The organism is Streptomyces formicae (genome assembly GCF_002556545.1).
Classification (GTDB): Bacteria; Actinomycetota; Actinomycetes; order Streptomycetales; family Streptomycetaceae; genus Streptomyces; species Streptomyces formicae_A.
Genome location: NZ_CP022685.1, coordinates 5,454,406 through 5,476,064, shown reverse-complemented (window position 1 = coordinate 5,476,064; position 21,659 = coordinate 5,454,406). Strand labels below are relative to the sequence as shown.

Annotated in this window: 26 protein-coding genes; 6 read left to right on the top strand and 20 right to left on the bottom strand. The window is 69.8% G+C overall.

What is annotated here, in order from left to right:
* Positions 1-44: 44 nt before the first annotated feature.
* From KY5_RS23800 to KY5_RS23745, 12 genes are all read right to left on the bottom strand, one after another.
* Complete coding sequence (locus KY5_RS23800; RefSeq protein WP_098244157.1) at positions 45-344, bottom strand: hypothetical protein; 300 nt, start codon at positions 342-344, stop codon at positions 45-47.
* Positions 345-385: 41 nt separating this feature from the next.
* Positions 386-1,237, bottom strand: coding sequence for a hypothetical protein (locus KY5_RS23795; RefSeq protein WP_324963972.1), 852 nt, complete (start codon positions 1,235-1,237; stop codon positions 386-388).
* A gap of 245 nt (positions 1,238-1,482) precedes the next feature.
* Complete coding sequence (locus KY5_RS23790) at positions 1,483-2,079, bottom strand: hypothetical protein (protein ID WP_234362833.1); 597 nt, start codon at positions 2,077-2,079, stop codon at positions 1,483-1,485.
* A gap of 398 nt (positions 2,080-2,477) precedes the next feature.
* Entirely contained in the window at positions 2,478-2,954 is a 477-nt protein-coding gene (locus KY5_RS23785; protein ID WP_098244154.1) for a TadE/TadG family type IV pilus assembly protein, read from the bottom strand.
* The gene (locus KY5_RS23780) at positions 2,951-3,373 is read right to left on the bottom strand and encodes a TadE/TadG family type IV pilus assembly protein (protein WP_098247439.1); all 423 of its coding nucleotides are present in this window, start codon (positions 3,371-3,373) and stop codon (positions 2,951-2,953) included. Before KY5_RS23780 ends, KY5_RS23785 begins: the two co-directional genes overlap by 4 nt.
* 38 nt (positions 3,374-3,411) lie before the next feature.
* Positions 3,412-3,789 (bottom strand): TadE family protein, encoded by a 378-nt coding sequence (locus KY5_RS23775; RefSeq protein WP_098247438.1) that lies wholly within the window; start codon positions 3,787-3,789, stop codon positions 3,412-3,414.
* Positions 3,790-3,906: 117 nt separating this feature from the next.
* Positions 3,907-4,158, bottom strand: coding sequence for a hypothetical protein (locus KY5_RS23770; RefSeq protein WP_055547562.1), 252 nt, complete (start codon positions 4,156-4,158; stop codon positions 3,907-3,909).
* An 87-nt stretch (positions 4,159-4,245) separates the two neighbouring features.
* A complete protein-coding gene (locus tag KY5_RS23765) occupies positions 4,246-5,175 on the bottom strand; it encodes a type II secretion system F family protein (protein ID WP_199843200.1) in 930 nt (309 codons plus the stop codon).
* Entirely contained in the window at positions 5,172-6,158 is a 987-nt protein-coding gene (locus KY5_RS23760) for a type II secretion system F family protein (RefSeq protein WP_098244153.1), read from the bottom strand. The genes KY5_RS23765 and KY5_RS23760 overlap by 4 nt, the downstream gene beginning before the upstream one ends.
* A gap of 7 nt (positions 6,159-6,165) precedes the next feature.
* Positions 6,166-7,476 (bottom strand): CpaF family protein, encoded by a 1,311-nt coding sequence (locus KY5_RS23755; RefSeq protein ID WP_098244152.1) that lies wholly within the window; start codon positions 7,474-7,476, stop codon positions 6,166-6,168.
* Positions 7,473-8,300, bottom strand: coding sequence for a hypothetical protein (locus KY5_RS23750; RefSeq protein ID WP_098244151.1), 828 nt, complete (start codon positions 8,298-8,300; stop codon positions 7,473-7,475). Before KY5_RS23750 ends, KY5_RS23755 begins: the two co-directional genes overlap by 4 nt.
* A 17-nt stretch (positions 8,301-8,317) precedes the next feature.
* Positions 8,318-9,040 carry a hypothetical protein gene (locus KY5_RS23745; protein WP_098244150.1) on the bottom strand — a complete coding sequence of 241 codons (723 nt, stop codon included), beginning with the start codon at positions 9,038-9,040 and terminating at the stop codon, positions 8,318-8,320.
* 763 nt (positions 9,041-9,803) lie between these two features.
* Here KY5_RS23745 and KY5_RS23740 point away from each other — a divergent pair.
* Positions 9,804-10,685, top strand: coding sequence for a S1 family peptidase (locus KY5_RS23740; RefSeq protein WP_098244149.1), 882 nt, complete (start codon positions 9,804-9,806; stop codon positions 10,683-10,685).
* 115 nt (positions 10,686-10,800) lie between these two features.
* Here the strand turns inward: KY5_RS23740 and KY5_RS23735 are convergent, their stop codons facing one another.
* Both KY5_RS23735 and KY5_RS23730 read right to left on the bottom strand, forming a co-directional pair.
* Complete coding sequence (locus tag KY5_RS23735) at positions 10,801-11,379, bottom strand: DinB family protein (protein WP_098244148.1); 579 nt, start codon at positions 11,377-11,379, stop codon at positions 10,801-10,803.
* Positions 11,380-11,445: 66 nt separating this feature from the next.
* Positions 11,446-12,108: a hypothetical protein gene (locus KY5_RS23730; protein WP_098244147.1), complete on the bottom strand. Its 663-nt coding sequence runs from the start codon at positions 12,106-12,108 to the stop codon at positions 11,446-11,448.
* Between the two features lie 174 nt (positions 12,109-12,282).
* On the opposite strand from KY5_RS23730, the gene KY5_RS23725 reads away from it, so the two are divergent.
* Positions 12,283-13,032 (top strand): hypothetical protein, encoded by a 750-nt coding sequence (locus KY5_RS23725; RefSeq protein WP_098244146.1) that lies wholly within the window; start codon positions 12,283-12,285, stop codon positions 13,030-13,032.
* Positions 13,033-13,044: 12 nt separating this feature from the next.
* Here KY5_RS23725 and KY5_RS23720 read toward each other — a convergent pair whose 3' ends face one another.
* The 6 genes from KY5_RS23720 to KY5_RS23695 are packed head-to-tail and all read right to left on the bottom strand — an operon-like array spanning position 13,045 to position 17,830.
* A complete protein-coding gene (locus KY5_RS23720; protein ID WP_159072593.1) occupies positions 13,045-13,647 on the bottom strand; it encodes a hypothetical protein in 603 nt (200 codons plus the stop codon).
* Complete coding sequence (locus KY5_RS23715) at positions 13,644-14,303, bottom strand: hypothetical protein (protein ID WP_098244144.1); 660 nt, start codon at positions 14,301-14,303, stop codon at positions 13,644-13,646. Before KY5_RS23715 ends, KY5_RS23720 begins: the two co-directional genes overlap by 4 nt.
* Positions 14,300-14,767 (bottom strand): hypothetical protein, encoded by a 468-nt coding sequence (locus KY5_RS23710; protein ID WP_098244143.1) that lies wholly within the window; start codon positions 14,765-14,767, stop codon positions 14,300-14,302. The genes KY5_RS23715 and KY5_RS23710 overlap by 4 nt, the downstream gene beginning before the upstream one ends.
* Positions 14,764-16,008 (bottom strand): hypothetical protein, encoded by a 1,245-nt coding sequence (locus tag KY5_RS23705; protein WP_098244142.1) that lies wholly within the window; start codon positions 16,006-16,008, stop codon positions 14,764-14,766. Before KY5_RS23705 ends, KY5_RS23710 begins: the two co-directional genes overlap by 4 nt.
* Positions 16,009-16,016: 8 nt before the next feature.
* Positions 16,017-16,337: a hypothetical protein gene (locus KY5_RS23700; RefSeq protein ID WP_098244141.1), complete on the bottom strand. Its 321-nt coding sequence runs from the start codon at positions 16,335-16,337 to the stop codon at positions 16,017-16,019.
* Positions 16,338-16,387: 50 nt separating this feature from the next.
* Positions 16,388-17,830 (bottom strand): hypothetical protein, encoded by a 1,443-nt coding sequence (locus KY5_RS23695; protein WP_234362832.1) that lies wholly within the window; start codon positions 17,828-17,830, stop codon positions 16,388-16,390.
* A 266-nt stretch (positions 17,831-18,096) separates the two neighbouring features.
* On the opposite strand from KY5_RS23695, the gene KY5_RS23690 reads away from it, so the two are divergent.
* From KY5_RS23690 to KY5_RS23675, 4 genes are all read left to right on the top strand, one after another.
* Entirely contained in the window at positions 18,097-18,792 is a 696-nt protein-coding gene (locus KY5_RS23690) for a hypothetical protein (RefSeq protein WP_324963954.1), read from the top strand.
* Between the two features lie 53 nt (positions 18,793-18,845).
* On the top strand, positions 18,846-19,862 hold the full coding sequence (locus KY5_RS23685; RefSeq protein ID WP_418952876.1) for a hypothetical protein: 1,017 nt from the start codon (positions 18,846-18,848) through the stop codon (positions 19,860-19,862).
* 166 nt (positions 19,863-20,028) lie between these two features.
* Positions 20,029-20,343 (top strand): hypothetical protein, encoded by a 315-nt coding sequence (locus KY5_RS23680; protein WP_055555968.1) that lies wholly within the window; start codon positions 20,029-20,031, stop codon positions 20,341-20,343.
* Positions 20,340-21,656 carry a putative T7SS-secreted protein gene (locus KY5_RS23675; RefSeq protein ID WP_098244139.1) on the top strand — a complete coding sequence of 439 codons (1,317 nt, stop codon included), beginning with the start codon at positions 20,340-20,342 and terminating at the stop codon, positions 21,654-21,656. The genes KY5_RS23680 and KY5_RS23675 overlap by 4 nt, the downstream gene beginning before the upstream one ends.
* Positions 21,657-21,659: the final 3 nt, after the last annotated feature.

Here is a 21,659-nt window from a genome sequence, read left to right as displayed (position 1 = left end):
CGGGACGAACCCGAGGGCGGGGAAGGTCTCGCCGGAAGGAGCACTCATTTCGGTTTCGCCGCCTTCGACAGTTCGGTGGCGAGATCCACGTCGAGCTTGTCGAAGGCCTTCTCGATCCTGTCCAGCGTCTTCGCCGCTCCCTTGGCGAACTTCTTCATCTGGCTGATCCCATATGCCCACTCGCCGCCGAACTCCTCCATTCGACGCTCGAGTTCTGCGGCTCCCATGGACTTCGCATCGATATCAGCCATGGCACGAATCGGCTTTCCAAGGAGATCCTCGACGCTGCGCAGATTGCGACGCACCCGGTCCAGCATGTCGCCGTCGATGTAGAGATCACTCACCTGCGGCTCTACCGCCTCTCGATGTCTCTCCGCCCAGCCGGTCAGCGGTTGACGGCCTGGACTTCCTGGACACTCACGTCCTGGCTGGTCTCGAAGGTGCCGTCCGGGAGATCGCCATGTGCGCCTCCCGTGCCCTTCCAGGAGATGTCCCAGTTGATGGATGCCTTCAGCTGGTACGGCTCACCGCTCGTGGACCTCAGGTAGTTGACGCCGCAGGACGGCTCCCCCTCCGAGGCCCCCTTGGTGTACGGCGTCCCGATGCTGCCGTCCGCATTGATCTCACAGTCTCCGGAGGCGGGATACGTCTGCGCGTCCTCCGTACCGGGCTCCAGGTGGAGTGCCACCGGCATGGCCCTGGTGACCGCCCACAGTCCTGTGCCCGGCAGATCGGCGCGGACCTGCACGTTTGTGAACGTCCCCTTGTCCAGCCACACCCAGGTGGGCAGGTTCACCGTCGACAGGTCCTGCGGCTTCAGCTCGATCTCCGTGTCCGGGACCTTGATCTTGCCGTACGCGAAGGCGGCGAGGATCTCAGGAGTCGGGGCGTTCTTGTCCTTGGGGATGGTGCCGGCGTCCTGCCAGAACATGACACGACCGCAGTCCCACGCCTTGGAGTCCTGGTACATGCCCTCGCGGACCGTACTGCGCCAGAACATGCCCTTCTTGCCGATGTTGTAGTTCTTGTAGCCGTCGGCGGTGGTGCCACCGGGGAAGTTCGGGTCGAAGTCGGTGTCCGACTTCCCCTTCTCGTAGTGGTCCACCCAGAGGCCGTTGCTCCACCACACATGGGCATTGACGAGCCCGCCCTCGCCGGTCGCGACGGCGGCCTTCAGCTGCTTCGGGGAGAAGACCGGCTCGTACCAGCATGCCGGGGGCTGCCAGTTGGGGTCCACGGGCGCAAGTTCACCCACCGACGCCTTCGTCGTCCGGCCTCGCGGGTAGGTGAGTCTGATCTTCGACTGGGAGACCGATGCCAACAGATCCCTGCCCGATGCATCGCCCCTCGGGCCAGGCTGTGGTTCGCTCTGCTGCCTGTCCTCGTCTTCGCCCCACGCGTGAGCCGTGGTCGGCATGACGGCCAGCAGAACGGCCGGGGCGGTCAGTAGACCCAACAGCAGGCGGCGGGGCCCCCTCCGCATCAGCAGGCGCCCCGTTCCGTTTGCGCGGTCGTCGTCTTCCACACGCCTCGCTTCGTCTTGTCGAGACGCGTCCGGTACTGAAGCCGTGGGCTGGTGCCCTTAGGGGTTCCCGTTTCCTTCCCGGTCTTCCGATCCTTGGTGTATCCCTTACTCTCATCGACGCAATAGAAGAGAACTCCGAAGCCCTCGTTGCTGATGTGCACCTGCGGATCGAAGGCCCGCCCTTTACCGATGAGCGTGTGGTCGTTGTCCACGAAGCCCTGGATCCACTTACGCGCTGCCTTCAGGGACGCAGCCGAGTTGTAGAACTCGACCGCATCGGAGTTCGGATCGGCCTCGATGATGGCCGCGTACTCGGCCCGTAGTTCTTCCTTGCCGTCATCTAGGATGGCCTGCAATTCGGGGTCACTGTTGGTCCAGCCCTCGAAGCTCACTTGGAACGACTTGGGCAGCTTGATATGCGGCCGATCAAATCCGCCCGCCGACGGGGACGGTGGTGCCGCCTTCTCGCTGTCGGCGTCAACACCAGCGATCTTGTCGCTGTCCTTGCTGTCCGCCGAGCCTCCGCAGGCAGTCAGTAACAGGGCTGTGGACATGGTGAGTACTGCTGCCGATACGAGCCGGGCAGGGCAGTTCACGAGGGCTCCTGGAGGGACCGGTTGGGTAGGGGTTCGCTCACGCGAACCGCACGCTATCCAGCGGGCCCCGGTGCAACCACGATGGTTCCGTCAATCCTCGCCGCGGAGGACGCGGTCCGTACTGGCCGGAGTGAGGCCGTTCCAGGCCGAACGCCACCCGCTCGTGCTCCGCGTGAATCGATGCCACGGCGCCGCGGACCAGGCAAGACGCGCAGGACCCGGCTTCCGGGTTCCTGAAGTCCGCGAGCCCTCGAAGTCAGCTGCGGCCGGGTGCAACTGCCCTTGGCATAGGCGGAGATACGTCATCAGTACGTGTGATGAGCCGACCCGGCAACCCGCCGCCCCGGCAACCCGACCTACCCCACCTCGTTCTCCGCCACAGCCCGCCCCTTGACCGTCACATCGCCCCCGTAGAACATCCCCGTGAACACCGGGCTGTAGGTCATCTGGACCTCGACCTCGACCTGCTGTGCGTTGGCCGTCACGCAGTACGTGTTGCCCACGTCCGCGCCGATGAGGCCCGCCTCCTCGACGAAGGCGCGGACGCGGGCGCCGCAGTTCTCGTAGTTGATGGGCGCGCCCTTGGCGCCCTCGTAGATGCCCTCGGTGTCGAGGTCCTGGGCCGCGTAGCGCGCGGCCTGTTCGGCGATGTCCGCGGCGCGTTCCCGTTTGGAGATGGAGAGGCCGCCGTCGATGACGAACGCGGAGAGCGTGAGGAAGACGATGGCGAAGATGATGACCGCGCCCGCGCCCGAGCCGCGGTCGTCCAGGCGCGTGCGGCGGGCGTCGAGCCAGGACCGTACGGATGGAGAGAGGGCGGGGGGAGGCGTCACGCCGACCTCCGGTAGGGGTCGAGCGGGGAGCTGAACTCCGCCTTCAGCGTGGTGGCGACGTCGAGGCCGAGCATGGCGAGGCCCTTCACCCGGCAGCTGACCTCGACCGTGAAGAAGGGGTCGACGTCGGGGTCGAAACCCGCGCTCTTCTGGGTGACGCTGACCGGCCCCGAGCAGACGTCCGCGAGATCGGCCTGCGCGGCCCTCTTCGCCTCGGCCATCGCCGTACCGTGCTCCTTCTGGATCGAGCCCGCGCGCGCGGCGTCCCGCGCCGCGCCGTCGATGGCCCCCCGGCCGTCGACGAGTTGACCGAAGGCCACCAGGACCAGGATGAAGAGGATCATCACCGGGGCCAGGAACACGACCTCGATGCTGGAGAGTCCCCGGTCGTCGCCGGCGAGTCCCCGGTCGTCGCGGATCCCGGCGGCGGCCGAACCGTCGCGCGGTGCCTGCCGCGTCACTCGCCCTCCTCCACGAACCGCTCCACAGGCCCCGCCGACTGCGCGTGCACCGTCATGTGGAAGCCGGGGAAGACCGAGGGCACCTTCGCCGTGATCTCCACCCCGACCGTGCCCTGTCCCTGCTCGATGGTCTTCACGGCGGGGTTGAGCACCAGCTTCGGGCCGAGCTGGCGGATGTAGGCGTCGGCCACGTCACGCGCCTCGCCCCGCCAGCCCCCGGCGTTCTCGTCCGCCGTGGCGCGGGCCTTGCGCGCGCCCGCCTGGGCCGCGGCCTGGGCGACGTGGTCCGCGAAGAAGTACAGCGCGAACTGCACCGTCGCGAAGATCATGAAGAACAGGACCGGGGTGAGCAGCACGAACTCGACCGCGGTCATGCCGGATTCGCCGCGGGTGGAGGCGGCCTCCACCCTGCGGCGTACGAATCCACGCAGCCTTCGCACCCGAACCCCGTCCCCCTTCACGATGCCGTCAGTGACCCAAGCAGCCGCGCGTCAGCAGGTGCTGCCCGCGTCCGCGCCCTCGATGCAGTCGCTGACCTTGTGCGCGCCCTTGTCGAGCGCCGCGTTGATCACCGCGGCGACCACGCCCACGATCGCGACCACGACGGCCGAGATAATGACCCACTCGACCGCGGAGGCCCCGCGGTCCAGCTCGCCGGAGCGGGCGCGCTGCACCCGGCCCTGCAGGAAAGTGATCATGAAGTCCAGGCCCGCGTTACCGGTGCTGAAGTTCCGTCCGTTCATGGTGAGTTGTCCTCTCAGGAGTGGTGGGGGGATGGGTGCCGGGCCCCGTTGTCGTCCGGCACCGCCGTCGTCGTTGGATCGCTGCCGCTAGACCTGGAACACGCGCATCGCCGCCGGGTAGATGAGGAAGACCAGGAATCCCGCACACAGCATCAGCTGTGCGACCAGCATCGACTGGGACTTCTCGCCCGCACTGCCCTCGATCTCGGCGAGTTCGCGGTGCCGCATCGTCTCGGCGCGGGAGGCCAGCGACTCGCGCACCTTCGCGCCGTCGTCCGCCACCAGCGCCAGGGACGCCGACAGGTCCTTGAGCTCTTCGACGCCCAGTTCCTCACCGAGCGAGCCGAGGGCCTGCCACTGGCTGACACCCGTGATCCGGGCGTCCGCCAGAGCGTTTCGAATGCGTTGCGTCGCCCATCCGTCGGAGACCTCCGCCGCCGCCATGAGCGCCTCGGGGAGGCCACGGCCGCCCGCGAGGCTCATCGACACCAGGTCCAGATAGGCGCCGATGACGCGGCGCAGATCGCGCCGCTTGTCTGCCGCGTCCCTGCGTACTTCCAGGTCGGGCAGGAAGAAGAAGAGCACGCCGAACATCAGCGCGAGCCACACCGGGATGATCGGGCTGCGGCCGAAGCCGAGCGTCCAGATCACCGCGAAGAGGAAGGGTCCGAAGAACACACCGGCCGCGGCGAGCAGCACCTTGGTCGCGAGGAACTTCTCCCAGCTGCGGTCGAGGACCGCGAGGTCCGCGCGGAGCGAGCGCTGCTCCCAGCCCTGCTGGAGGTAGAAGTCGGCGACCCGCATGCCGACCCGGGCCCGCATGCTCCCGATCCGGCCGGGCGCCTCGGTGTCCGAGGTGGCCCGGTGCGACTCGTAGGCCGCGCCGCGCGCCCGCATCGCGTCGATGCGGGCGACCGTCGCGACCGCGCTGCGCTTGGACGGCATCAGGGCGCGCACGAGGGCGAAGACGCCGAGACCGAGGACGGCACCGATCACTATCGGCATGGTCAGGCTCATCGACGTACCCCCTCAGGGTTCGAGTAGCCGGGAAGACCCTGCTGGGCGGGGGCCGCCGCCTGGTCGGGGCCGCGCGGGCGCACGAACTGCACGCCCGGCTCGTCCTTGACCAGGAAGCGGTCCGGCGTCTCCACCGTCGACAGCTTGCGCAGCCACCAGAAGCCGAGTGCGAACAGGGCGCAGACCAGGGCGAGTACGGCCTGTCCCACCGCCGTGCCGTACGGCTCGACGAAGTCCCTGTTGAAGATGGAGAGGCCGAGCACGAAGGCGACCGAGACCGCCACCACGATCTGCACCGAACGCCGTGTCGAGGCGCGCTGCGCCATGACGCGCTGGCGCATGTCGACCTCCTCGCGGGCCGACTTGGCGAGCGCGCCGAGCACGTGCCGCAGGCCGGGGCCGCGCAGCTTCGCGTTGAGGATCAGGGCCGCGACGATGATGTCCGCGGACGCGTCGTCGATCTCGTCGGCGAGCACCTGGAGCGCCTCGGGCAGCGGCGTACGCGCGCGAAGGCGGTCCACGAGCGCGTCCAGGTGCGGGCGCAGGACGGGGGCCGCGGCGCGCGCGGAGGCCGGGATGGCCTGTTCGAGGCCGACCGCGCCCGCGATGGTGTCGCGCAGGGACTCGGTCCAGGCGGCGAGCGCCTCGACGCGGCGCATCTGCGCGCGTTCCTCGGCGGCGCCGCCGAAGAGCTTGTCCCAGAAGAAGACGAGGATGCCCGCCGCGATCCCCGCGACGGCCCAGCGGGTCAGCAGCAGGACGACGAGTCCGACGCCGATCGCCGCCGAGCCGCGCCGGCCGATGAAGCTGATCAGTTCGCCTGCGCGCTGGCTCGCCTTCTGCTTCTCGTGCGCGGGCTTGACCGGCAGGCCGCGCACCGCGATCGCGAGGAGCGCGAGACCGCCGCCCGCGGCGACGCCGCAGCCCAGCGCGTACAGGACGGGCAGCGAGAAGACTCCGCCCATCGAGCCGAGTGAGTTCATGTCGTGCTCACCCCCATTGCCCGGCGGGCCGGTAGCCGAAGGCCGCGAGGTCGTCCATGCAGGCGATCGGCGCGTGCGCGACGACGCGGCCGTCGGGAGCCTCGGCGAAGACCTCGCTGGAGAGCACCCGCCCGTCGACGCCGTTGACCTCACGCACCGACGTCACCATGCGCTGGAGCTTGCCGCCGCTCTGGTAGTTGTTGCGCCGCTGGATGAACACGACGAAGTTCACGGCTCCCGCGACGAGCATCTGGCTGGCCTCGATGGGCAGCCGCTCGGACGCCTGCAACGCATACGTCGAGATGCGGTTGAAGACCTCGCTGGAGCTGTTGGCGTGGATCGTGGAGAGCGAGCCGTCGTTGCCCTGCGACATCGCGTTCAGCATCGTCACGATCTCGTCGCCGAGCACCTCACCGACGATGACGCGGGAGGGGTTCATGCGCAGCGAACGGCGCACCAGCTCCGCCATCGAGATCTCGCCCTGCCCCTCGGAGTTGGGCAGCCGCTCCTCGAACGCCACCACGTTGGGGTGCAGATCGGCGAAGGTGTCCAGACCCAGCTCCAGGGCGCGCTCGACGGTCACCAGGCGCTCGTGCGGCGGGATCTCGTTGGCGAGGGCGCGCAGGAGCGTCGTCTTTCCGGCGTTCGTCGCGCCCGCGATCATGATGTTCTTGCGGGCCCGTACGGCGCAGGCGAGGAAGTGCCCGACCTCCGGCGTCAGCGTCCCGTTCCCCACCAGGTCCGACATGAAGACCTTGCCCATGCGGGCACGTCGGATGGACAGGGCGGGGCGCCGCGTGACGTCCATGACGGCCGACAGACGCGAGCCGTCGGGCAGGCGCAGGTCGAGCTGCGGGTTGGCCGAGTCGAACGGGCGGGAGGAGAGACCGGAGTAGGCACCGAGGATCTGGATGAGCTCGACGAGCTCCTCGTCGGTCTCGGCGACCGGGTCGGCCTTGACCTCGCTGCCGTCGGCGTAGCCGACGAACACCTGGTCGTAGCCGTTGATGTCGATGTTCTCGACCTCTGGGTTGTCGAGCAGCGGCTGGAGTCTGCCGACGCCGAAGAGCGCGGCGTGCACGGCGGCCGCGTACTGCTCCTCGGTCTCCGCGTCGAGCGGGGTGCGCCCGGCGTTGATCTCCGTGCGCGCGTGCTCCTCGAGGATCTGCGCGATGACGGCGCGGGCGTAGTGCCGCTCGTCCTCGCCGGACATCGGGGTGACGCCGGAGACCTGGTCGAGGCGCCGCTGCTCGGCGATGCGGTCACCGGCGTCCTGCCGGAACCGCTTGACCAGCTGATGATCGACGGGTGCGCTCATCGGCCCGCCCCGGCGGTCGGGTTGGCCCAGGCCGCGCCGTACTGCTGGTACAGGTCGACGGTCACCTTGCGGGCGGACCGGATGAGCAGCGACTTGTCGAGCCTGCCGCGCCTGCGCCCGGCCAGCTGCTCGGCGCCCGCCGGGTCGTCGGCGAGGGTGCCGACGACGCGGGCGCCGGTCTGCGCGGCCACCAGCATGTCGTTGACCTGGTGGACGAGCTTGGCGGACGACGCGGGGTCGGCGATCAACAGCACGCCGATGAGCGGCTGCGCGAGCGTCGCGGCGCCGCGAGGACCGCCATGCAGCTTGGTGGCGAGGGCGGCGGCCCGGTCCCGGACGCGCGCGATGGCCTCGGGCTCGGTGCGCGAGACGAGCAGCACGAGCGCCGCCTGCGGGAAGAGCTCGACGGCCGGGGTGTCACCGCTGATCCGTCCGCAGTCCGCGATGACGTCTGCGGGTGCGTGCGGGGAGTCGGCGAGCTGCGAGAACGCGCGGCCCAGGGTGGGCCACAGGCCCGCGAGCCCGGCGGCCTGCTCGGCGATGCCGAGCCCGACGAGCACTTCGAGCCCGCCCGACAACGGCTGGGTGTGGTCCCAGAGTTGGTCGGGCACGAGCCCGCGGCGAGCGGTCGCGGCGATGCTCAGCATGCCGGTGTTGGGGTTGAGCGGGCCGCCGTGCGCGGCGGCACTGCGGTAGACCAGGTCGCCGCCCGCGGGGTCGGTCTCCGCGACGAGCACGCGGCGCGGCCAGACGGCGGCGAGCGCGACGGCGGCGGTGGTGACGCCGGGGGACCCCTTGTCCGCGGCGAGAGCGATGAGCGCCATGTCTCTTCTACTCGCCTCTAGTTGCTGTCATTGGTGACGCGGACGATGACGACCTTGCCGTCGGACGCGGAGCTGGCGAGCCCCGCGACCTCCTCCTGCGACACGAGGAGGGTGATGTTCAGGTTGCCCGTGCTCACGGTGGCGTCGCTCTTGGCCGCGACGGTGTTCACGCGGGCGGAGGTCACCAGGGGCTCACCGCCGGCGGCGCCGCTGCCGCTCGCCGAACCCTTCCCCGTGGAGGTGCCAGAGACGACCGGGTAGGCGGCGACGGTGTCACCGGCCTTCAGGTCGGACGGGTACTGGCCCTCCTTGAGCGAGAGCCCGACGGACGCCTTGCCCGCAGGCAGCCCCGAGCTCTTGGCGAACATCTCGCCGACGGCGATCGAACCGGCGGGGATGGCGCTCTTGGCCTTCAGCTTGGAGAGGGCGCCGCGCTGCTCCCACTTGACGAAGTTGAGGCCGGTGTCGTCGGAGACGAGCACGGACTTGATGTTCTTGTTCTCGACGGGCGACTCGCCCGCCGCGATGGGCGCGACGACCTTCACGACCTCGATGCGGTCACCGGCGCGCAGCACGAGCACGGTGGCGCCGAGGGCGCCGACGAGGATGAGGAGCACGGCCAGTGCGGCGAGTGCCGGTTTGCGCTCGCGAGGCGGCGCGGGAAGGCGCTCGCCGACACCTGGCTGAGCCGGCGCGGCAGAACGGTTGTTGCCCGCCCCCATACGCTCCTGGATCTTCACGCAACTGCTCCCCGCACGCCCAAGAAGATTCGGTCAATTTCCGTCATTTGTGACACTCGCGACTCTCTACGCTCCACCTCGGGCGGGCTATTCAGCCCCAGGCTCAGTGTCAAGTCATCGCACCGTATCAGCAGCACATAAGCCCCTCAAGGCGCGTTAAGGATCGTGAAGCGCGGGCCTCTCATCGTTATCCACGCGCAATCGGCGGCCTCTGGTTCCGATGCCATTCCTGGATCTCAGGGAGTGGGATCTGTGTGCGTACGCGAATAGATGCGCTTTGCGCAACGGGCGCCGAGGGACCCCCGGATGGCGACTTCCCTACGGTCGCGGACGGCCCGCAGGAGGTCCACGCCATGATCGGCCGACCCCAGAAGGGACGCGGGGAGAAGCGGGAACGGTTCCCACCTGCTTCCCGTCCGCCACGTCGCCCGTCGCACCGCCCGCGAAGGGACGCCGGCACCTCCCGGAGCACCGGCACCAAAAACCCGCCGGTCCTCCTCAGAACCCACGCAACTGGGGATTCGGCGTACGAGTACGGCGTCAGATCCTCGCGGTGCGCCCTCTGGTGTCCGGGGGACGAATGAACCCACCACCCCTTACCCCCCTCTCACATTCCGACGCGAGGGGCTCCACGAGAATTCGTTGAACCGTAGACCAAACCCCTTCCAGGGCACGGGACTTGCCGGGTCAATGGTTCGGACCTTTCGCGCACACAAATCAATGACCCGCAATCCCTCACGCACGAAAGAGAAACCCACCCCCCATGAAGACCCCCACGACAACCTCCACGAAGACCCTCACAAGAACCGCCGCCGGATTCGCCGCCTCCGCCGCCGCCCTGGCGATGGTCGCCACCTCCGCCCCCGCCGCGCACGCCATCATCGGCGGGACCGAAGTCTCCAACGACGCCTATCCGTTCATGGTCGCGCTGCTGGAGAAGGGGTCGGGCAGCGCGCTCGACCGGCAGTTCTGCGGCGGGAGCCTCGTCACGGCCGACACCGTGGTGACGGCCGCGCACTGCCTCGTCGACGACGCGGGCAAGCCGGTCAGGCCCACGTCCCTCCAGGTGGCCGTCGGCCGTACCGTGCTCTCCGCCAAGCAGGGGCAGATACGTGACATCGCCAAGGGCGGCGTGGTCGTGCACCCGCGCTACCTCAAGGGCAAGGAGGCGTACGACGTCGCCTTCCTCCAGCTGAAGAAGCCGGTCAAGGGCATCGCCCCGGTCGCGCTGCCCACGCAGGGCACCGACGCCCTGATCCGCCCGGGCCAGAAGGCCACTGTCGCGGGCTGGGGCAATACGGACACCGAGATGACGTACACGCCCGACCGGCTGCGCCAGGTCAAGGTCCCGATCATCTCGCACGCGGAATGCCGCACGAGCTACAAGGAGTACGACGCGAAGGTCAACTTCTGCGCGGGCGTGGAGGGCAAGGACTCCTGCCAGGGTGACAGCGGCGGCCCCATCTTCCGCAACGTCCCCGGGCGCAGGGCCCCGATCCTGATCGGCGTCGTCTCCTACGGCGACGGCTGCGGCTCGCAGGGTGCCCCCGGCGTCTACACGTCCCTCAGCTCGGCCAAGCTGTGGAAGACGCTGGACGAGTCCGCGTCGGGCAAGAAGGTGAAGCGGGCGATGCACCGCCGTTGAGGCGCCCGGTTGGCTGACCAGTGGGTCGACCGGTAGGTCGACCGGTGGGCCGGGGCGCCGAGCCGCGTTGCCCCGGCCCACCGCTTCCCCGCTCCCCTACTCCCCCGTCACTCGATTACTCCCCCGTCTCCCCATCGATCCGCTCCCTGAGGAAATCCGCGTGCCCGTTGTGCCGGGCGTACTCCTCGATCATGTGCGTGAGGATGTAGCGGAGCGAGTACCGCTCCTCGCGGAAGTGGACCGTGGTGTCGAGCGAGTCGGTGGCGTCCACCAGGGCGCGGGAGCGGGCGCACTGGGCGTGCCAGATGTCGAACGCCTCGTCGGCGTCGGCGTCCGTCACGTCGAAGTCGGCGTACTCGCCGGGGACGCGTGAGCGCCAATGGGCGCGCAGGTCCTCGCCGTTCAGGACGTTGCCGAACCAGCTTCGCTCCACCTCCGCGAGGTGTCTGACGAGTCCGAGGAGGGACATCTCCGAAGGTGGCACGGCCCGTTCGCGCAGTTGGTCGGCGGTGAGGCCCGCGCACTTCATCGCCAGGGTCTCGCGCTGGTACTGGAGGAACGCGACCAGGGAGGCGCGTTCGTCCGCACCGGAGTACGGGGGTTCGGCTCGGCGGTGGAGTGCGGTGCGTGTCTCGCGTGTCTCGCGTGTCTCGCGTGTCTCGTGTGTCTCGCGTATCTCGGCGCTTTCGGACATCGCGCCATCATGCCGAGGGGGCACGCGCGTACGCATCTGGAATATGGGGCGGCGGCGACGTCCGGCTCAGAAGAGGTCGTTGAGCCAGTTCGACACGGCGTCCTGTCCGGCCTGCCGGATCAGTTCGTCGACGGGGCCCGGCGGCTGGGCCGACGCGGCGTCCGACTCGGCGGGCGTCGGAACCGGTTGGCCGATCCAGACGGGCCGCCCCCGCGTGGTGGCCATGGCCACCACGAAGCGCAGATCACCGCAGACCAGGACGATGCCCCGGCCATCGGTCATGGACAGCCAGGCGTCCTCCGGCATCTGACCGACGAACGTACGGGCCACTTCCCGGTCCGGAGAGAGCAAATGGATCAGGTGCACCTGGGCGTTGTGCGGTGTGCGTTCCACGCTGCAGGGCCAGACCTGCCAGGGGGACGCGGTGAGCAACTCGCGTGCCTGGGTGACGGGTTGCTTGGCCTGTTTGCCGATCCAGTCGTCGACGGCGCACCACACGAGGAGCATCACGGGCGCGGGAAGGAAGGTCAGGGGGGCCGAGCCCGCGATACCGAAACACACGTAGCAGAACCCCAAGGCGAGGAACGCGAACCCCGGTACGGTGCGGCGCCGCGTCGCGCGATGCTCCTCCTTGGCCTGCCGCCGCCAGACTTCGAGGTAGCGGAACGTCGACGCCGTATCGACGGCCGTGCGGGGCAGCACCCGGTACCCGTACTCCCTGGCCAGCATGGTGCCCCCCCCCCTGACAACGGTGCCGTGCTGTCACTCCACCACCAGCGGAGTACGGGGACAAGTGGACCGGCACCGTGGGAGGTTGCCGCAGCATACGAACGCACGCACAGTAAAGTGCCGCGGACGCACGGTCCCGCCCCACCCGCCACAGGAACCACGTCAGGAGCTCTCATGAAGCGGACCCGCCTCGCCCAGGCCGCCGCCCCCGTCCTCGCCCTCCTCTGCGCGGCGGCCCTCAGCGGCTGCGGGGGCTCCGACTCCGGTTCCGGCTCCGATGGTGCCAAGGGCGGCGACAAGTCCGGGGCCTCCGGCGCTCCGGAGAAGACCGCCGACCCGGCCGCCGATCTCGACCGTGCCGTCCTCACCAAGGACGAGGTCAAGGGGTACCGGATCGACAAGCCCAGCCAGAAGTTCGTGTTCGCCAAGTCCCAGGGGGAGATCAAGCTCGACAAGGCGGCCTGCGCCCCGCTGGCGTACGCGATGAACCAGGTCCCCCTCGGCTCCCCGAAGGCCGACGTGACGCGCGTGGCCGCGGGTGCGAAGGGGCCGGGCACCTTCACCTACGTCACGCTCACCGCGTACGAGAAGGGCGCCGCGAAGACCGCTCTCGCCGGGCTCTCCAAGGTGGTCGGCGCCTGCGGCGGCGGCTTCACCGCCAAGGCGGGCAAGACCAGCAACCCGTACACCTCCGTCGCCGCCGAGACCGCCCCCACCCCCTCGGGCGCCGACGAGTCCGTCGCGTTCAAGGCCACGACGGAGTACCAGAACGTCACGCACACCCTGCGCACCCAGGCGGTCCGCCACGGCGACACCCTGGCGGTCTACTTCGCCGTGGACGGGGTGGCGTTCACCCAGTCCCGCGCGGGCAACGCGAAGATCGCCACGGCGGTCGTGGACGCGCAGAGCGCGAAGCTGGGCTAGCCAACGGGCCGGCTAACGGTCTTGGGCGCCCCCAGCGGGCACGCTGATCCACCCCGCGAACGCGTCGACGTCGTCCATCGCCCCCAGCACCCGCCGCGGGTCCGGCGCCGCGACGATCACCACCACATCGCACCCGGCCGCCTCGTGCCGCCAGGCGTACCGCACCCCTGCGACGATCGTGCGGTCGTCGTCCGTCTGCGTGTACCGCAGGGAGCGCAGGCCCGTGCCGAGCGCCTCGGTGGTGAAGTCCTCCACGATCGGCTTCTCCACGAGCGCCGCGTCGTCCGTGGTGACCAGGGCCCGCAGGGTCTCCTCGCGCTCGCCGTCCGCCTCGACCGAGGCGACGTACACGGGAAGCGGCATGACGCGCGGGTCGGGCAGGTGGAGGTAGACGTCGAAGCCGGGGTGGCTCGCGGGGAACCGCTCCGCGCAGGCCCGCAGCGTGGCGGCCAGGCCCTTGACGTCCTTGCGGGTCGGCTCCAGGTCGGTGTCGCCCCACCACGCGTCGGACATGTAGCGGCCCCACTCCTTGGGGCCCTTCCAGGGCGTGCCCGCCCAGGAGTTCGGGATCTGCATCCACAGGTCGGTGTCGTAGTCCACGTGCGGCCAGCTCATGCTCGGCTCCATCGGAAGGTGCTCATCATCGCGTCAAACAGTTCTACGAAGAGGTCGGCGAGCGCGTCGTCGGGCTCGGCCTCGCCGAGCGTGGAGAAGACGACGCCGAGCCAGCGGCCCGGATCGCCCGGCACGGGGACGACGTAGTCGACGCGGCGCGAGGCGAGTTCGCCGCCGCCCGGCGCGTCGGCGGCGACCGTGCGCTCCGTGCGGACCGCCCGGATGCCGTCGAGTTCCGCGGCGGTGGTCTCGCCGTCCCGGCCCGGTGCTTCCAGGAGGCGGCGCGAGACGGCCGAGGGGTCCACGGCGACCTCGTCGGGGAACTTCATCTCCGAGACCACGATCGAGGCGGCCACCGCGATGCCGTGCATCCGCTCCAGCGGCAGGTAGAGGTCGAGCGCCTCGGCCTTGCGGGCTTCCGCCACGGCGTCCTTCAGGCGGCGCTCCAACTCGCGCCGGTAGGGCCCGATCCGGTCGTGCGGCACGTCCGCGGGCAGCGTGGCGAAGGCGTCGTCGACGAGGGCGCGTATCGCCTCCTTTGTGCCCGACCGCATGGGTATGCGGACCCACTCGGGCGGCAGGATCAGCTGGTAGCCGCGGGGGGCGGTGGTGGTGCGGTCGGTCACGTCGGCCTTCGGCGAGATGCGGTCGGTCATGGCTTGCGCCCCTGCAGAGCACGGAACTTGGGCAGGCCCCACTGGGTGAGCGGCGCCGCGAGCGGGATCAGTACGTAGAAGATCGAACCGGTGACGAACCCGGTCAGGCCGTTCAGGAGGGCGTGGGCGAAGACCACGACCGGAATCCCGAAGTCGCGCCGCGGCGAGCGCTCGTACTTCAGGATCAGCCCGATCACGAAGGCCGTGGCGACGACGCCCGCGGGTCCGAGGACATGGCGCGCGACGAACGCCGTGACGTCCTGCGACGCGGCGGCCACGATCATGGCCGCGCAGTACAGGAGCGGAGGCACCAGCGAGATGACGCGGACCACGGCGACGTCCTTGCCGTAGGCGGCCTCCGCCTCCTGTGCCGCCCGCTCCTTCTCCTCGCGGCTCCGGTCGAGGGCAGCGAAGTAGCGCTCGCCGGGCTCACGTCGGCGGCCGTCGCCGCTCCCCCGGCTCACCAGGTGGACCCGACTTCGGCGGTGTACTCGTTCTTGTAGTTCTGGAACGGCTCGAAGTACGGCTTGTCGGTCCACGTGTCGCTGGATCCGAGGACCTTGCCGCCCAGGTCGATGCCCTGGCCCGCGGCGAAGACCTGCTGGTTGTGGCGCAGATAGCTCTCGGCGCCCTGGCTCGCCGTGTGGACCGCGTCGTTGCCCGCGTGGGCGGCCCGCGTCTTCATGATGTCCTTGTACGCCACGGCCGCGTCCTTGTCGCCGCCCGCCCTCAGGATGTCCGTCTTGCTGACCTTGGGCAGCGGCGCCTTGGTGGCCGCCTTCTCGGCGCCCGCGCCCGCCTTGGCGGCCAGCGCGTCGGCCTGCTCGATCGCCTCGCGGGCCGCCCGCTTCTGTGCCTTGGACGCGCCCTTGTTGGCGAGGGTGCGCCCGGCCTGCCCGTACACCTTGTTCATGCCGTTCTTCGCGGCGCTGGTGGCGGCCTTCTTGGCGCCCTGCCCCGCGGCGAGCCGGGTGGCCGCCTGGCCCGCCTTCAGGCCGGAGACGGCACCGCGCCCCAGGCCCATGGTGGCGAGCGCGAACACGTCGAGGGCGACGTCCGCCCAGGAGCCCTGTCCGGCGGCGGCCATCCCCACTCTCGCCACAAGGACCGCGATTCCCGCGGCGAGGACCACCCCGATCCCGATGCCGGAGATGAAGATCGCCGCGATGGCGAGGGCGGTGGCGACGTAGCTGGCGATCTCGATGACGACCTTCAGCCAGCCCGCGTTCTTGTCGATCCAGTCCTTGACGTTGTCCCACCAGCTGTCGGTGAGCGGGTCGTCGTCGATGGCGTTCTCGATCAACGTGGCGTAGTGGTCGGCGTCGTTGTCGTACTTCTCCTTGGCCTTCTTGAGGTCCTTCTTGGCCTGTTCCTCGTCGCTCTTGGCCAGCTCAAGGGCGTCTCCGGCGGCGGACTGGGCGCCGCGCAGCTCACCGGCCCAGCCCGAGAGGTGCTTCTTGACGCCCTCGTAGCGCTCCGCGGTCTGGTCGAGCTTCTTGCCGAGTTCGGCGGCCCCGTCGGTCAGCTTGTCCGAGTACTTGCCCTTCAGGCCCTCCTTCTTGGCGATCTTGTGCAGCTTCTCCGCCTGGTCGCGCAGCTTCTTCGCGACGTTCTTCATGTGCTCGACTTCGTCGTCGATGTCCTTGGGGGACCCGGGCACCGGGTCGCTGTCGGCGAGCGGATGCCAGTCCGTGGGGCGCGCCATGATGTTCCCTACTTCCCCTTCGCCCTGGCCTTCTCGCGCTTCGCCTTCTCGGCCGAATCCGCCAGGTCCTTGTCGGCCTTCTCGAACGTCTTCCTGGTCGTCTCGACCCAGCCGCCGATCTTGTCGATCTCCTCGACGAGGCCCTTGCGGTGCCGGTCCCAGTTGTCGACGAACGTCGACATCGCCTTGGCCATGCGCGGCGCCCCCACCACGGCCCTGAGCTCCTTCTTCCAGTCGTCGATGCCTTCGAACTCGCCCTTGATGCCGTGGAGTTGCCGCTCCGTCGCCTTGAGCAGCGTGATGTCGACCGACAGGTCCGGTGTGCCCACCCGAATTCCCCCTTCTCGCTTCGCTCTGCCTACTTCGCTTCGTGCTGTTCTTAGCCGGACGCGGGGCGGTCGAGCCGATATCGGCCGCACCCTTGATGGATCGTGTACGGAAGTGCTTGCAGGAGCGCCGCGAGAACCCCCATGAGCACGGTCGCCCGCGCGGCGCCGGGGTGGGCGTTCAGGAGCCGGACCCCGTAGACGACGGAGAGGCAGGAGCCGACGGCCATGACCGCCGTGGACGAGACGCCCACGAGCGTGCCGGGGAAGCGGGACACCGCCCGCGCCTCCTTCCCGTACGCGGGAAGCATGCGGAGCCCGAGCGCGGGCCCCTTGGGCCAGCCGCCACCTCGCCCCGTCAGCCCGCGTTCGCGCACCGGCAGGGCGAGGGCGCCCTGGAGCGCCGCCCATCCGTCGCCGCCGCCCGCGCCGCCGAACCACTGGAGCCAGGGCAGTACGGCTCTGACCTGACCGTCACGGCCGCGCAGTTCCACCCCGACGGGCGCACCGGACCGATCACGTACGAGAACCAGCGCGGTCACGGCGTGCGGCCCCCTGCGGGCCAGCCGGTACTCCTGCCCGGAGATGTCCTTGAGGACCAGGTCGTGGCGCTCGACGCGGATCTCGGTGTCGCGGCGGAACCTGACCGTGGCGCCCGCGTCCGGAGCCGGGCGCGGGGTGATCGTGACCGCCGCGCCGGCCGGGGCGGAGCGCCGCAGCCGCAGCCGGGTCCAGGCACGCAGCGCGATGCGGGCCGCCGGGGCGGTCAGGGCCGCGCCCGCCGACACCAGGACGAGCGGGGGCGCGGCGGCGTCGGAGAACAGGAGCACGGTGAAGGTGCCGAACCAGACGGCGGCGGCGACGCCGCGCGTCAGCCAGTACCAGGCGGGGAAGACGCTGCCCGGCGACAGGGGGACAGCGTGGCGGCGGGCCTCCCGGTCCCGGTCGACGAGCGGGTCGTCCGCGTCCCGCACGGTGTGCAGGGGGATGCGCGCGGCCGCCAGCAGCCCCGCCACGCCGGTACGGCTGAGGAGTTGCTCCCCTCGTACGGAGCGCTGCGGGAGCTGGTCGGCCTCGGGCAGCCAGTCGTCGAGGCGCAGCCGGGCGACCAACGTGCCTTTGCTGTCTTGCAGTTGGAGTTCGCCCCAGGCGCCGGGAATCGGCGACCCCATGCGCTCCGCCTCGGGCCCCGCCACGTCGACGAAGACGGCCCGGCTGATCCCCTCGCCCCCGACCGGCAGCCGCCGCGTACCGGAGCGGGTGCGCAGCACCAGCTCGCCGCCGTCGGCGTAGAGCCGAGCGCGGCGGCTCAGCTCGACGCCGGGGCCGGGCTGGGCGCGGGGTCTGAGGGCGGGTTCGGGCGGGGCGTCGGCGAGCGCTGCGTCGTCGACGTCTGCGGGCGCCACGGCAGCCGCGTCGGCGTGCGTCACGGCATCCGCTTCGGCGTGCGCCACGGCATCCGCGTGCGCCACGGCATCGGCCGTGTCGTCGCTCATACCGGCCCCCGCCCGTAGCTCTACTACACCTATGTAGAGCGAAGCTATCATCGCGAGCGCGAACGGCTCGGGCGGCGCGGTCCGTGCGACATCCGCCACACCCGCCGCATCCGTCTTGCCCGTGGCGGCACGCCCGTCGCGTCACGACACGATGACAGTCCGCCGAGATGGCATGACATATCCCGTCATCAAACCTGGCGGAACTGTCAACCCCCCGGCTAGCGTCACCCCGTTGGAGACACCCCTCGCCCCACCGGGAGCCGACTGTGAACCGCCGCACTACGCGCACCACCACGCGCACCATGCCCGTCACCGCCGCGCTCGCCGTGACCGGGGCCCTGCTCCTGACGGCCTGCGGCGGCTCGGACGGTGACGGGTCCAAGGACGGCGACAAGATCGCCGGGGCTGAGCAGGGCGCGGAGAAGCCGGAGAAGTCGGCGGATCCCTCGGCGTCGAACGACGAGAAGCCGGACGGCGTGGACCTCTCCCTGCCCGCGGACCTGAAGCTGGTCTTCGACTGGGACAAGCCCAAGGACAAGGACGAGGCCGCCGCCCTGGACGACGCGCGGCACTACGTCCAGTCCATCTACAAGGGCGTCGCCGAGCAGTCGGCGACGGACCCGGCCGTGGCCGCGTACGCGACCGACAAGGGCCTCAGCTACGCCCGCACCCAGATCAAGGGCCGGGTCGACGCCGGGCTCACCTCGACGGGCACCCGGCGCCACTACCAGGAGCAGACGCGCAAGGCGCCCAACGGCAACGCGGTCGAGGTGTCCTTCTGCGTGGACTCCAGCAAGTTCTTTTCGAAGGAAGTGAAGTCCGAGAAGATCCGCAAGGGGAACTCCTCGGGACCGGCTTCGTACGACCACTTCAAGATCGTGATGAACAAGTTTCCGGGGAAGGACGACCTGTGGCGCGCATCGCTCGTGTTCGTGACAGAGAAGGCCAAGCAGTGCGCGTGAGACCGCGGGTCACCACTGCCTGCCTCGCCCTGGCGATAGCCGCGGGCGCCCTCATGACGGGCGGGACCGCCCACGCCGACGAGGACTTCGGCAACGGCAAGGGCTCGGCGAAGACGGACGCGGGCAAGGACGGCGGCAACGGCATCTACGCCACCGCCCAGGTCAAGTACACCGGCGCCGTCAGCAAGCCCGGCAGCCCCGGGAACGTCACCTCCTCGGACGTCACCTGGGACCCGCCGCCCTGCTGGTACGCCCCGTACCTCGGCGCCAAGGACTTCAAGAAGAAGATGTCCGGCGACCTCAAGGAGGCCATGGGCAAGCCCGGCATGACCGGCCACGCGGGCGCCGCGCTCAACGAGACGCAGCGGCACTACGAGGACGACTACGGCTGGGCGGACACCCCTGGCTACAAGGACTACAACGTCGAGAAGGACGGCAAGGGGATGTTCTGGGCCGGGGTCGAGAACCCCGACGAGCCCGACTACCTCAAGCGGACCTCCTGCACCGACCTGCCGTTCTGGGTCGACAACGGCGAGAAGCCGCCGCCCCAGTACGAAGAGGCCATCACGCCGGAGATGCTCTCCAAACTCGCCTACCAGCGCATGCAGCTGCCCGACACGAAGGTGTCCCTCGCTCCCGACGGCACCACCAAGGTGAACCTGCCGACGTGGGCCTGGCTGGACAAGGCCGTCTTCGACGACGTCAAGGCCACGGCCACGGTCGACGTCCCCGGTTTCCACATCGAGGCGACGACGACCGCGACCCCCAAGTCCCTCACGCTCAAGCCGGGCACCGGCGACGCCACGCTGATCCCCGCGAGCGGCGAGTGCCCGATCGTCGACGGCAAGATCGGCGAGCCGTACGCCAAGGGCAAGTCCAAGGAGACACCGCCTTGCGGCATCGTCTACGGCCGCTCGTCCGGCGGCGAGACCTTCCCCCTGAAGGCGGCCCTCACCTGGGAGATCAGCTGGACGGGCACGGGCCAGAACGCGCCCCAGGGCATGCCTGACGGCACGATCGAGGTCACGCAGGACATCGCGGTCGAGGAAGTGCAGTCGGTCAACCGCTAGCAGGAGCTGGCCGGTTGGGCCGACGGTCGAGGTGCGCCCCGAGATCGACAGGTTCTCCACCGAAACTGTCGAAAGTAAGGGCGCACCCACCACTTTCGTCGCTAGTGGCCCTCCAGCCACCATGGATACGTTCGGCAGGGTTCAAGTCGAGGCGGGGGGCCGAGATATGGGTGACAGGCTCAGAGCGGATCTGGACCTCATCAAGGACTGCTCGGACGCGTTGTACGGCATCCACCGTGAGTTCAAGGAACACGGGGACCCCTCCGACGGCTACGAGAAGGCTCTCGGCAGCGAGAAGCTCCGCGACATCTTCGACGACTTCTCCGGCACGTGGAAGAAGACGCGCAAGAAGCTGATGAAGGACATCGAGAACCTCGCCAAGTACACGGCGGAAGCCGCCAAGACGTACGACGACGTGGACCATGCCCTCGCCGAAGCCCTCAGGGACGCGAAGAAGAGCGCCAAGAAGGGGAAGAAGTGAGCGCGCGGCCGGCCGACTGGACCCCTCTGTTCGACTCGGATCCGATCCCGGGCGACCCGCACGAAGTGGCCGCGCTCGGCAAGAAGTTACGCCGGATGGCCGACGAGATCGACCGGCAGGCCAAGAACATCAAGGCGCTCGCGTCCGTCGAGAACTGGGACAGCGAGGCCGGGCGCGCCTTCCACGAGACCGCGGGCGACACCTCCAAGCGCCTGCGGGACGCGTACGACCGCTATGACGAGGCCGCGGTCGCCATCGGCACCAAGGTGGACGAGGGCGGCGGCGAGTCCAAGGAGTACGCCAGCGAGCTGAACCGCGCGCAGCGCATGGCGGACAAGGCGCTGGCCGACTTCCGCGCCATGGAGCCCGAACACAAGGCCGCCCAGGCCGCGTTGGCGAAGACCGACGGCACCGTGCCGTCATCGGCCGAGGACAGCGTCGAGCGCTCCAAGCAGCGCAAGAAGCTCGACGACTCCACGAAGGTGATGGCCGGGTACCGGCAGAAGATCATGCAGGCGCAGGAGATCCGCGACGACGCGGCGAGCGCCGCGGCCAAGAAGATCAAGCGGATCATCCATCACGACGGGGTGCGTGACCCCGGCGGATTCATGAACTGGATCGCGGACCACGCCGACTGGTTCACCGCGGCGGCCACGGTCCTCGCGGTGGTGGCGCTGGTGGCGGCGGTCGTCCTGACGGGCGGTATCGCCGCGATCATCGTGGGCGTGGCCGCGGCGCTGAGCGCCACGGCGCTGACCGGGCGGCTGTACGACGTCTTCGCCAGGGGCGGGAAGTTCGACTGGGTGAAGATCACCGTCGACGTGCTCGGCATCGTCCCCGGCGTCGGCGCGCTCAAGGGCCTCGCGGTGGGCGCCAAGGGCCTCACCCGGCTCGGCGCCGCCAGGGAGGTCGCCTGGGGCATGTTCACCAACGGCATCGCGGTGAAGAGCATCAACAAGGGCGTGGGCCTCGCGTCGAAGCTGCTGAGCGGGAAGCTGGCGGCGAAGGTGCCGGGCCTGAGCAAGGTCGGTTCCAAGATCCCCGGCGCGGGCTTCCTGCCGGAGAACGTGACGCGCTTCATCAAGGGCGCCGCGCTGACCAACCTCGGCGTGCAGTCGGCGATCAAGCTGAACCGGGTGCTGCCCGACCAGAGCGACCAGGCACCCAAGCACGTCACCCCCGACCCCGGTCCGGGGCCGAGCCCGAAGCCGAGCCCGAGTACGCCACCGTCCACTCCGGACCGCCCGTCGCCCTCCCCGCGGCCGAGTCCGACGTCCGCGCCGTTCCACGGCGCGCTCGCACCCGCAGGGTAAGGA